This is a genomic window from Burkholderia sp. Ac-20353 (assembly GCF_017104785.1).
Taxonomy (GTDB): Bacteria; Pseudomonadota; Gammaproteobacteria; order Burkholderiales; family Burkholderiaceae; genus Burkholderia.
In genome coordinates this window covers 20,514-30,520 of record NZ_JAAGPL010000103.1, presented here as the reverse complement: position 1 = coordinate 30,520, position 10,007 = coordinate 20,514, and the positions used below count along the sequence as shown (strand labels likewise).

The 10,007-nt window shown below is 69.1% G+C and carries 11 protein-coding genes; 4 read left to right on the top strand and 7 right to left on the bottom strand.

Annotation, left to right across the window (positions count from 1 at the left end):
* On the bottom strand, window positions 1–589 hold a 589-nt coding region (locus tag G3N94_RS25590), incomplete at its 3' end, for a CapA family protein (RefSeq protein ID WP_205795338.1).
* A gap of 211 nt (window positions 590–800) precedes the next feature.
* Between G3N94_RS25590 and G3N94_RS25585 the strand changes: the two genes are divergently transcribed.
* Window positions 801–1,682 (top strand): helix-hairpin-helix domain-containing protein, encoded by an 882-nt coding sequence (locus tag G3N94_RS25585; RefSeq protein WP_205795337.1) that lies wholly within the window; start codon window positions 801–803, stop codon window positions 1,680–1,682.
* Window positions 1,683–1,690: 8 nt separating this feature from the next.
* Here the strand turns inward: G3N94_RS25585 and G3N94_RS25580 are convergent, their stop codons facing one another.
* Together G3N94_RS25580 and G3N94_RS25575 are read right to left on the bottom strand one after the other, a co-directional pair.
* Window positions 1,691–2,095: an antibiotic biosynthesis monooxygenase gene (locus G3N94_RS25580; protein ID WP_241022064.1), complete on the bottom strand. Its 405-nt coding sequence runs from the start codon at window positions 2,093–2,095 to the stop codon at window positions 1,691–1,693.
* A 48-nt stretch (window positions 2,096–2,143) separates the two neighbouring features.
* Complete coding sequence (locus G3N94_RS25575) at window positions 2,144–2,773, bottom strand: LysE family translocator (RefSeq protein ID WP_205795336.1); 630 nt, start codon at window positions 2,771–2,773, stop codon at window positions 2,144–2,146.
* An 82-nt stretch (window positions 2,774–2,855) separates the two neighbouring features.
* Between G3N94_RS25575 and G3N94_RS25570 the strand changes: the two genes are divergently transcribed.
* Entirely contained in the window at window positions 2,856–4,184 is a 1,329-nt protein-coding gene (locus tag G3N94_RS25570; protein ID WP_205795335.1) for a PLP-dependent aminotransferase family protein, read from the top strand.
* 46 nt (window positions 4,185–4,230) lie between these two features.
* On the opposite strand, the gene G3N94_RS25565 is transcribed toward G3N94_RS25570, so the two are convergent.
* Together G3N94_RS25565 and G3N94_RS25560 are read right to left on the bottom strand one after the other, a co-directional pair.
* Window positions 4,231–4,845, bottom strand: a complete 615-nt coding sequence (locus tag G3N94_RS25565; protein ID WP_205795334.1) for an HAD family phosphatase — start codon at window positions 4,843–4,845, stop codon at window positions 4,231–4,233.
* 62 nt (window positions 4,846–4,907) lie between these two features.
* On the bottom strand, window positions 4,908–5,342 hold the full coding sequence (locus G3N94_RS25560; protein ID WP_205795333.1) for a helix-turn-helix domain-containing protein: 435 nt from the start codon (window positions 5,340–5,342) through the stop codon (window positions 4,908–4,910).
* 170 nt (window positions 5,343–5,512) lie between these two features.
* Here G3N94_RS25560 and G3N94_RS25555 point away from each other — a divergent pair, with 170 nt between their 5' ends.
* Window positions 5,513–6,013, top strand: coding sequence for a DUF2938 domain-containing protein (locus tag G3N94_RS25555; RefSeq protein WP_205795332.1), 501 nt, complete (start codon window positions 5,513–5,515; stop codon window positions 6,011–6,013).
* Window positions 6,014–6,127: 114 nt separating this feature from the next.
* Here the strand turns inward: G3N94_RS25555 and G3N94_RS25550 are convergent, their stop codons facing one another.
* A complete protein-coding gene (locus tag G3N94_RS25550) occupies window positions 6,128–6,568 on the bottom strand; it encodes a MarR family transcriptional regulator (protein WP_205795331.1) in 441 nt (146 codons plus the stop codon).
* A gap of 184 nt (window positions 6,569–6,752) precedes the next feature.
* Here G3N94_RS25550 and G3N94_RS25545 point away from each other — a divergent pair, with 184 nt between their 5' ends.
* Window positions 6,753–8,243 (top strand): MDR family MFS transporter, encoded by a 1,491-nt coding sequence (locus tag G3N94_RS25545; RefSeq protein WP_205795341.1) that lies wholly within the window; start codon window positions 6,753–6,755, stop codon window positions 8,241–8,243.
* 119 nt (window positions 8,244–8,362) lie between these two features.
* Here the strand turns inward: G3N94_RS25545 and G3N94_RS25540 are convergent, their stop codons facing one another.
* Complete coding sequence (locus tag G3N94_RS25540; protein WP_205795330.1) at window positions 8,363–9,877, bottom strand: acetyl-CoA hydrolase/transferase family protein; 1,515 nt, start codon at window positions 9,875–9,877, stop codon at window positions 8,363–8,365.
* Window positions 9,878–10,007 lie beyond the last annotated feature (130 nt).

Below are 10,007 nucleotides of genomic sequence, written 5' to 3'. Positions count from 1 at the left end.
CCGCCCATCCGGCGAGCGCCCCGGCGCTCGCCGTCACGAACGCTTCAACCCGCACCCGCGCACCGCCTGCGCATTCGACGATCGCCGGTGCGGCGGCCTGCGCCGCATCGCGCCCGGCACCCGCCATTGCGATGCCGGCGCGCGCGAGCGTCGCGCAGGTCTCGTCGAGGCCCGCGCGGCCCCAGTCCAGCGTGTGGTTGTTCGCGAGCACGCAGCAGTCGACCTGCGCGCGCAACAGGCAGCCGACGTTGCCGGGGTGCATCCGGTACAGCACCGACTTGCCGGGCCAGCGGTCGTCGCTCGTGGTCACGGCCGTCTCGAGATTGATGATCCGCGCGTCGGGCCGCACGCGCTCGAGCTCGGCGAGCGCGTCGCCCCACGGGTACGCATCGTCGCGATGCGCGGGCAGCCGGCCGTTTTCCTGTTCGGCGAGCCGCACATAGTCGCGCGCCGAACCGCACACCGGCTCGAACAGGCGCGGATCGCCCGGATGCGGCAGGATCTGGTCGATGCCGCGCCCCGTCATCACGTCGCCGCACAGGAACAGTCGCGCGCAGGCCGGCGGCCGCGCGCCGCGCGTGTCGTTCATCACCGCCCTCCTGCGTCGGATCCCGCACACAGCGTAACGCCGAGCGGCGCCGATCGGGAACGCCCGCATATATTTCGGGGCAAGAACATGTGCAACGTTTGCGTTTGATACGCATCAATTTTCCACGACCGGCCGCCGGGACAATGGCCGGAGGCCAGACCGGCGCACCGCACGTCGCGTCTCTTCCACTAGCGCTCATCTGCATTCCGGCATGCTGACGACCGCCCGACCAACGCACGAGGAAAACCGGCAGATCGCGACTTGCCTGCGCGAGGCGTCGCAGCGCCTTGCGGATCAGGGCGCAAATCCATATCGGGCAGGTGCGTATCGCGCCGCGGCCGACACCGTCGACAGCCTCGACGAAAGCGTTCGGACCTTGTTCGACGCGGGCGGCCTCGACGCGCTCGACGCGCTGCCGCATATCGGCACGGGCATCGCGCAAGCGATCGCGGAACTGCTAATCACGGGGCACTGGCGCCAGCTCGACCGCTTGCGCGGCGAAATCGAGCCGGCTTCCCCGTTCGAGTCGGTGCCCGGCATCGGCCGCGAACTCGCGATGCGCATTCACGATACGCTGCACATCGATACGCTCGAGGATCTCGAGATCGCAGCGCGCAGCGGCCGGCTCGAAACGGTCGCGGGCGTCGGCCCGCGCCGGGCGGCCGGAATTCGCGCAGCGCTCGACGACGTGCTGAGCCGACGCCGGCAGTGGCACGACCACACGCATCGCGACAGCCTCGGCACCGAGCCCCCCGTCGAACTGCTGCTCCACATCGACCGCCTCTATCGCGCACGGGCCCTGGCCGGCAAGCTGCCGACGATCGCGCCGAAGCGCCTGAACCCGGAAGGCGTTGCGTGGCTGCCCGTGATGCACGAGACGCGAGGCGGCTGGCATTTCACGGCGCTGTTCTCGAACACCGGGCGCGCGCACGAACTCGGCCGCACGACCGACTGGGTCGTGCTGTATTTCTACGACGATTTGCACGAGGAACACCAGCGCACCGTCGTCACCGAGGCGCACGGCACGCTGGTCGGCAAGCGGGTCGTGCGCGGCCGCGAAATGGAGTGCCGCGCGTATTACGACGCCGGCTGATGCGCGTGTCAGCGCGCGGGCACCGGTGACCCTGTGTCCGGCGCTGCCGGCGTGGCCGTGGGGCCCGCGTCGCCGTGCCGCCGGCCGGCCCTGCGCGTATCGGCAACGATATGCGGAAACGCACCGTCGCCATACGCACGCTCGACCTTCGACACGACCACGTGATAGCCGCCGTACCACTGGCGATACTGGCGTTTCGCGTCGAGATGCCGCGGGTCCGTCGCGAACGCGCGCAACGACGCTTCGTCATGCCAGTAATACGACGCGTTGACCAGCTCCCCGTCAGCCGAGCGCCACGACTCCGCGCCCGCGAACCCCGGCAGGCTCGCAGCGACCGCGTCGATCGTCGCGCTCAGTTCACGAAACGTATCGTCGATCTCGCCTGGCCGGTAAATGAATGCTGCAATATACATTCGGTTTCCTTATGGTTCCGCTTGGTGATTTCCGCTTGGGCGCCCTGCTCAGATTGGCCGCGACATGACCGCCAGCCGCACCGCGAGCAGCACGAGCACCGCGGCCAGCCCGCGCGACTGGATCGTCGCGGCGCGCGCATGACGCGACATCAGGCGCTGCACCGTGCCGCCCGCCGCGCCCAGCAGCAGGTGGAACACCGTGCTGATCGCGGTCAGCACGCAGCCGAGTTCGATCAGCTGCATCGTGACCGCGCCGTGGCGTGGCTCGACGAATTGCGGCAGGAACACGACGAAGAACAGCAGCGCCTTCGGATTCAGCAGACTGTTCAGCATCGCCCGCCACACGACCGACGCCAGCGATCGCTGCGGTGCGCCCGCGATGCCGAGGCGCCCCGGCCGCCGCAGCGCGTTGAACGCCATCCACAGCAGGTACGCGGCGCCCGCATACCGGATCACGTCGAACGAAGGCGGCCACGCGTTGACGGCCGCCGTGATGCCGGTGGCCGTCAACGCCGTCAGCACGAGGTCCGCGACGCCGATGCCGAGCGCGGCCGCCGCGCCGCCGCGCAGGCCGTACGTGACGCCGTGCGCGAGCACGAACGTCATGTTCGGCCCCGGCGACAGCAACAGCAGCAGCACCGCCGCGGAAAAGATCGAGAGCGTCGTCAGTGCGATCATGGATATGAAGGTTTGCGTGAGCGATGCCGGCAGCGTAATCTTCCTGTTCGATACAAACAAAGAATTGTTCCAGATACAAACGATGCGCGAACCCCGTTATCAACCGATCGTCGACGACTTCGCCGCGCAAATCCGCGCGGGCCGGCTTGCGCCCGGCGCCCAGCTGCCGACCGTGCGCGCGCTGATGCAGCAGCACGGCATCGCGCTCGCGACAGCCGCGCGCGTCTATGCGGAACTCGAGGCGGTCGGCCTCGTCGTCGGCGAGACCGGGCGCGGCACGTTCGTCCGCGACACGTCGCTGCCGCGCGGCCTCGGTTTCGAACAGCATCCGGCCCGCGCCGGCATGATCGACCTGACTTTCAACTATCCGTCGCTGCCCGGACAGGTCGAGCTGCTGCGCAACGGGCTGCGCGCGCTCGCCGCAGCGGGCGATCTCGACGCGCTGCTGCATTCGGCGCCGCAAGGCGGGCGGCCGCACGAAAGACAGGCCATCGCGCGCCATCTTCGGAACCGCGGCATCCGCGTGCCTGGCGAGCAGGTGCTGATCGTCAACGGCGCGCAGCAGGGTCTCGCGGTCGGCGCGATGGCGCTGCTGCAGCCGGGCGACGTCGTCGCGATCGACGCGCTGACCTATCCGGGCATGAAGGCGCTCGCCCACGCGCACCGGCTCGAGCTCGCGCCGCTGCCGATGCGCGCAGGCGGCGGCATGGATCTCGACCGGCTCGAGACGCTGTGCCGCAAGCGCCCCGTGCGGGCCGTCTATACGATGCCGACGCTGCACAATCCGCTCGGCACCGTGATGGACGAGCCGGACCGCGTCCGGCTCGCGGCGCTGGCGGAACGCCACGATTTGCTGATCATCGAGGACGGCGCGTATGCGTTCCTCGCGGAGCCCGCGCCGAAGCCGGTGTTCACGCACGCGCCGGAGCGCACGCTGTACGTATCGGGCCTGTCGAAGAGCGTCGCGTCCGGCCTGCGGCTCGGCTTCGTCGCCGCGCCGCCGCGCTGGGTGCCTGCGCTCGAACGCGCGATCCGCGTGTCGACGTGGAACACACCGTCGCTGACGGTCGCGCTCGCCTGCCAGTGGATCGACCAGGGTGTCGTCGATACGCTCGAGGAACAGAAGCGCCGCGACGCGCGGCGCCGGCAGAAGCTCGCGCGGCGGGTGCTGGACGGCGCCACGCTGCTCGCGCATCCGTCGTCGTATTACGTATGGCTCATGCTGCCCGACCATCTGCGCGCCGACGACGTCGCGGCCGCGCTCGAGCGGGAGCGCGTGCTCGTGACGACGGCCGAGCCGTTCGCGACGACCGCGAGCGCGCCACAGGCGCTGCGCGTCGCGCTCGGCTCGATTTCAATGGACGCGCTCGAAGCGGCGCTGCGCTGTGTCAGGCGCGCGGTGATCGGCTGACGCGGTGCCGTTCGTGCATCGCGCGGCCGCCCGGTGCCGCGCCCGGCTAGATCAGGCCGCGCGCCCGCAGCGCGTCCGCGAGCGACCGCGCGTCGACGAAGCGATAGCCGAGCAGCCCCGCGTCGAGCGCGCCGGCGACGTTCGCGTCGGTGTCGTCGATGAACAGCGTCGCGTCCGGCCGCGCGCCGAGCTGCCCGACACAGCCGAGATACGCCTGCGCAGCCGGCTTGACCGCGCCGAACGACGCGGACGCGTACACGTGCGCGCCGAACAGGCGTGCGACCGGCGGGTTCAGATAGTCGAGATGATCGGTGACGAGGCGGCTGTTGTTCGTCAGCACCGCGATCGGGTGCCGCTCGGCCACTTGCTCGGCGAGCGCGAGCGTCTCGGCGTTCGGCGTGATCGATGCGTGGCGCGAATCGAGCCACGTGTCGCGGCTCACATGGCAGCCGAGCCTGTCGCCCAGCGCGTCCAGGTACGCATCCGGCGTGATCTCGCCGGCATCGGCGCGTGCTTCGAGGCCGGACTCCCAGATTGCGTGGCGGATCAACTCCGGCGGCCGGCCCGTGAGCGCCGCGAGGCGCGCGACCCGCGCCGCGCGATCGTAGTGCGTCAACACCCCTTCCATGTCGAACAGCACCCACGCGATCGGCAAGCTCATGGCGCCCCCTCGGGTCGAAAAGCGATCGGACGAAACCACCGCACGGCGGACCGCTCACCGCGCTATTGTGCGTCTCCGGCGGCCGGTTTCGTTCTCCGCACCCCGCTGCGATGTTCGGCGATGCGCAGCAGCTTGCGGAACGACGGACATTGCAGATGGCTCGGCGCGGGGCAGACCGCCGCGTGCCGCAGGCCGTCGCGCACCGCGCTGAGCCGGCGGATCGTGCGATCGAGTTCGTCGGCCTTCGCGTCGAGCCGCGCGCGATCGATCGCGGGCTCGCCGCCCGTGCCGAGCATCACGCCGATCTCGTCGAGCGAAAACCCGGCCTCGCGGCCGAGCGCGATCAGCGCGAGCCGCTGCAGGACCTCGTCGCCATACTGCCGGCGCAGCCCGCGACGCCCGTTCGACGCGATCAGCCCCTTCTCCTCGTAGTAGCGCAGCGTCGAAGCAGGCAACCCCGCGTGACGCGCAACTTCGCCGATATCCAGACTGCCCATGCTTGACCTCAAGTGAACTTGAAGTAGCAAGATAGGCGCTCGATCCCGATAAAACAAGCTGAAGCTGCAATGAAACCGATCCGAACCCAGCGCCGTGCCAACGCGCTCGCCTGCTGCTGTCACGCCAGCCCGCCCTGCCCCGACTACGCAATCAACGCCGGAGGCAAGCGATGAGCGGCACGACCGACATCCTGCTGCGCGTGCTGCTGATCGGCACGGGCGGCACGCTCGTGATGGATCTGTGGGCGCTGTTCCGGCGGCGCGTGCTCGGCATTCCGTCGCTGGACTACGCACTGGTCGGCCGCTGGCTCGGCCACATGCCGGCAGGCCGGTTCCGGCACGCGACGATCGTCGCGGCGTCGCCGGTGCGTGGCGAACGCGAGCTCGGCTGGCTTGCGCATTACGCGATCGGCATCGCGTTCGCGGGGTTGCCCGTCGCGATCGCGGGAACGGGATGGCTCGACGCGCCAACGCCCGTGCCCGCGCTGGTCGCAGGCATCGGCAGCGTGGTCGCGCCGTTCTTCGTGATGCAGCCGGCGTTCGGTTTCGGGATTGCCGCGGCGCGCACGCCGCAGCCGACCGTCGCGCGCCGCCGCAGCATCGTCTCGCACCTGTCGTACGGGGTCGGGCTTTATCTGGCGGCGGTCGTGGTGCGGGCGCTCGTGCCGTGATGCGACGCGCGGCTCGCATGTCGGCGGCCCGCTTCCTGCGCTTCTCCAGGTCCGCCGGCGACTTGAGCGCCGCGCCGTAGTCGAGAGTCAAGCGAGTCCGCCCACTCGCGCGGCTCAGTCCCCGCTGCTGTCGATGAGATTGTGGCGGACCCGCCCGAGCAGGCGGATCAGCGTGTCGCTTTCGTCACTCGTCAGGCCGCGCAGGCCATCCTCGGCGACCGTATCGCCCACTTCGAGCATCTGCGGAAAGATCTCGCGCGACTTGTCCGTCAGGCGGATCACGAACGCGCGCCGGTCATCGTCGTTCGCGACGCGCTCGATCCAGCCGCAGCTCTCCATCCGGTCGAGCAGGCGCGTCAGCGAGATCGGCGCGATCTCCAGCCATTCGGCGAGCCGCGCCTGGTTCATCTCTCCCTTCCACGTCAGATACGCGAGCACGCGGCTCTGCGCACGGGTCACCCCGAGCTGCTTCGCGCGCCGGTCATACAGGCGCCCGTACAGCCGGGAGACGTCGGCGATCAGATAGCCGATCCGGTTCTCGTAAGTCTTGTCCATCCGCGAATTATAGGGTCGAGCCGAAAGTCGCCGCAGTGAACCGGCCCGGATATGAGTCCAGATATAATAAGCACACTCATTATTCGCACGACACCCGTTTGCCGACGCGGTGCCGGCCCCACGGAGACATCCCTTGAGCCCCGCTCACGCCGACGTTGCCTCGCCTCCCGCCCTGAACCGCCCGATGCTGACGCTGTCGATCATGCTCGCGACGCTGATCCAGACGCTCGACAGCACGATCGCAAACGTCGCGCTGCCGCATATGCAGGGCAGTTTGTCCGCGTCGCAGGACGAGATCACGTGGGTGCTGACCTCGTACATCGTCGCCGCCGCGATTGCGACGCCGCTCACCGGCTGGCTGTCCGACCGGCTGAGCGTCAAGCGGCTGCTGACGATCTCGATTGCCGGCTTCACGCTCGCGTCCGCGCTGTGCGGGCTGTCCGAATCGCTCGTGCAGATCGTCGCGTCGCGGCTGCTGCAGGGCGTGTTCGGCGCCGCGCTCGTACCGCTGTCGCAGTCGATCCTGCTCGACATCAACCCGCGCGAGAAGCAGGGCCAGGCGATGGCGATCTGGGGGATGGGCGTGATGGTCGGGCCGATTCTCGGGCCGACGCTCGGCGGCTGGCTGACCGACAGCTACAACTGGCGCTGGGTGTTCTTCATCAACGTGCCGATCGGCGCATTCGCGCTCGCCGGCGTGCTCACGTTCCTGCCCGCGCGCGCGCCGCGCCCGCACGTGAAGTTCGACGCATTCGGCTTCGCGACGCTCGCGCTCGCGATCGGCGCGTTCCAGGCGATGCTCGACCGCGGCGAGCAGCTCGACTGGTTCGGCTCCCGCGAAATCCAGATCGAAGCGCTCGTCGCGGCGCTCGCGTTCGCGTTCTTTCTCGTGCACACGGCGACCGTCGGCAGCGCGTCGTTCTTCAAGTCCGAACTGCTGCGCGACCCGAACTTCGCGGCCGGCACGCTGTTCATCTTCGTGGTCGGCGCGGTGCTCTACGCGACGCGCGCGCTGCTGCCGCCGATGCTGCAGAACCTGATGGGCTACCCGGTCGCGACGACCGGGCTCGTCACCGCGCCGAGCGGCGCGGGCACGATGATCGCGATGCTGTTCGTCGGGCGGCTGCTGAAATACGTCGATGCGCGGATGCTGCTGCTCGCGGGGCTGTCGATCTCCGCGCTCGCGCTGTGGCAGATGATGCAGTACACGGTCGTGCTGTCCGAGGCCGACATCGTGTGGCCCGGCGTCGTGCAGGGATTCGGGCTCGGGCTCGTGTTCGTGCCGCTGAGTGCGCTGTCGTTCTCGACGCTGCAGCCTGAGCTGCGCGCGGACGGCACGGCCACCTACAGCCTGATGCGCAACATCGGCAGCAGCATCGGCATCTCGATCGTGCAGACGCTGATGACTCGCAACACGCAGGTCGCGCACGCAGACCTCGCGACCCACGTGACGCCGTTCAATCCGGCGGTGCAGTCGATCGTCGGCAGCGGCAGCCGCATCGACCTCGCGCTGCTCGACCGGACGATCAACCAGCAGGCGTCGATGATCGCGTACCTGAACGACTTCAAGCTGATGTTCGTCGCGACGCTGTTGATGATTCCGCTTCTGCTGCTGATCCGGCCGAAGGAGGGACACGCGGAGGCCGACAGCGTCGCGCACGCGGCGATGGATTGACGCGCGCCGGCGGCGCGGCGCGCGTCGGGGCGGCCGCAGTCGGGCCGCTGTCAGGGCCGTTAGCAGACCGCAGTCCGGCCCGTAGTCGGACCGCACTCGGACCGCCGGTCAGGCCGCAATCACGCCTTCATCGACCCCGTCCGCACGAAGCGCTCGTGCCACGACAGCGACTCGTCGAGCAGGTGCGGCGTCTGCTTGCCGAAGCTTTCGCGGCACGCGCGCTCGAAGTAATCCTCGAGCATCGGCCGGAAGTCCGGATGCGCGCAGGTCGAGATGATCTTGCGCGCGCGCTGCTTCGGCGACAGGCCGCGCAGGTCCGCGAGGCCCTGTTCGGTGACGACCACCGCGACGTCGTGCTCGGTGTGGTCGACGTGGCTCGCCATCGGCACGATCCGCGAGATCGCGCCGCCCTTCGCGGTGCTCGCCGACATGAAGCACGACAGGTAGCCGTTGCGCGCGAAGTCGCCGGAGCCGCCAATGCCGTTCTGGATCTTCGTGCCCATCACGTGCGTCGAGTTCACGTTGCCGTAGATGTCGGCCTCGATCATCCCGTTCATCGCGATGCAGCCGAGCCGGCGCACGAGCTCCGGATGGTTGCTGATCTCCTGCGGACGCAGCAGGATCTTTTCGCGGAACGTCGCGATCTCGTCGGCGAAGCGCTTGACCGCGTCAGGGCTCAGCGACAGCGCGGTGGCCGACGCGAAGCTCAGCGTGCCGTCCGCGAGCAGGTCGAGCATGCCGTCCTGGATCACCTCGGTGTACGCGGTGAGATTCGAGAACCCGGCCGAGCTGAGCTCCGCGAGCACCGCGTTCGTGATGTTGCCGACACCCGACTGCAGCGGCAGCAGGTTTTCCGGCAGTCGGCCGCGCTTCACTTCGTGGCGCAGGAAATCGATCAGCTGGTGCGCGATCTGCTTCGACGTCTCGTCCGGCGCGGAGAACGCGTTGCTGCGGTCTGGCGCATCGGTCTCGACGATCGCGACGATCTTCTCGGCCGGGCAGCGCAGGTACGGCTCGCCGATGCGGTCGTCGCTGTTCGTCAGCGGAATCGGCTTGCGGTGCGGCGGCAGCGCGGTGCCGTAATAGATGTCGTGCATCCCGTCGAGGCCGAGCGGCTGGCGCGAATTGACCTCGAGGATCACGTGTTTCGCCTGGTCGAGCCACGTCTTGTTGTTGCCAACCGACGCCGACGGAATCAGCAGCCCGTCCTCGCGGATGCCCGCGACTTCGACGATCGCGACGTCGAGCTCGCCGAACAGGCCGAACCATGCGTACTGCGCGACGTGGCTCAGGTGGATGTCCTGGTACTCGACCTCGCCGGCGTTGATCTTGTCGCGCAGCGTCGGGTCGGACTGGTACGGCAGGCGCATCGAGATGCCGTTCTGGCGGGCGAGCGCGCCGTCGAGCTCAGGCGCGGTCGATGCGCCGGTCAGCACGTTGATGCGGAACGCTTCGCCCCGCCCGTGGGCCGCTTCGATGCGCGCGGCGAGCGCGGCCGGCACCGCTTTCGGGTAGCCCGAGCCGGTGAAGCCGCTCATTGCGACGGTCATGTCGGGACGGATCAGTGCGGCGGCTTCGTCGGCGGTGCGGACGAGCGAACGCAGGGCGTGAGCGAGGATGCGTGATGAAGACATGGCAGAAGTTCGAACGCTTTTTGGTCTGTCGTTAACGCCGCGGGCGGTGTCTCCTGAGCGGCGTGAAACCCTGGGGCCGCGATCGGCGGCCGGCACCACAGGCACGACCGGAGTATCGCAGAGGCCGCAG

What these genes read in the sequence shown, in the direction of transcription:
- G3N94_RS25540 (WP_205795330.1), bottom strand. Translation starts at nt 9,877, where the DNA reads ATGTCTTCATCACGCATCCTCGCTCACGCCCTGCGTTCGCTCGTCCGC.
- G3N94_RS25575 (WP_205795336.1), bottom strand. Translation starts at nt 2,773, where the DNA reads ATGATCGCACTGACGACGCTCTCGATCTTTTCCGCGGCGGTGCTGCTG.
- G3N94_RS25560 (WP_205795333.1), bottom strand. Translation starts at nt 5,342, where the DNA reads ATGGGCAGTCTGGATATCGGCGAAGTTGCGCGTCACGCGGGGTTGCCT.
- G3N94_RS25585 (WP_205795337.1), top strand. Translation starts at nt 801, where the DNA reads ATGCTGACGACCGCCCGACCAACGCACGAGGAAAACCGGCAGATCGCG.
- G3N94_RS25580 (WP_241022064.1), bottom strand. Translation starts at nt 2,095, where the DNA reads ATGTATATTGCAGCATTCATTTACCGGCCAGGCGAGATCGACGATACG.
- G3N94_RS25555 (WP_205795332.1), top strand. Translation starts at nt 5,513, where the DNA reads ATGAGCGGCACGACCGACATCCTGCTGCGCGTGCTGCTGATCGGCACG.
- G3N94_RS25570 (WP_205795335.1), top strand. Translation starts at nt 2,856, where the DNA reads ATGCGCGAACCCCGTTATCAACCGATCGTCGACGACTTCGCCGCGCAA.
- G3N94_RS25565 (WP_205795334.1), bottom strand. Translation starts at nt 4,845, where the DNA reads ATGAGCTTGCCGATCGCGTGGGTGCTGTTCGACATGGAAGGGGTGTTG.
- G3N94_RS25550 (WP_205795331.1), bottom strand. Translation starts at nt 6,568, where the DNA reads ATGGACAAGACTTACGAGAACCGGATCGGCTATCTGATCGCCGACGTC.
- G3N94_RS25545 (WP_205795341.1), top strand. Translation starts at nt 6,753, where the DNA reads ATGCTGACGCTGTCGATCATGCTCGCGACGCTGATCCAGACGCTCGAC.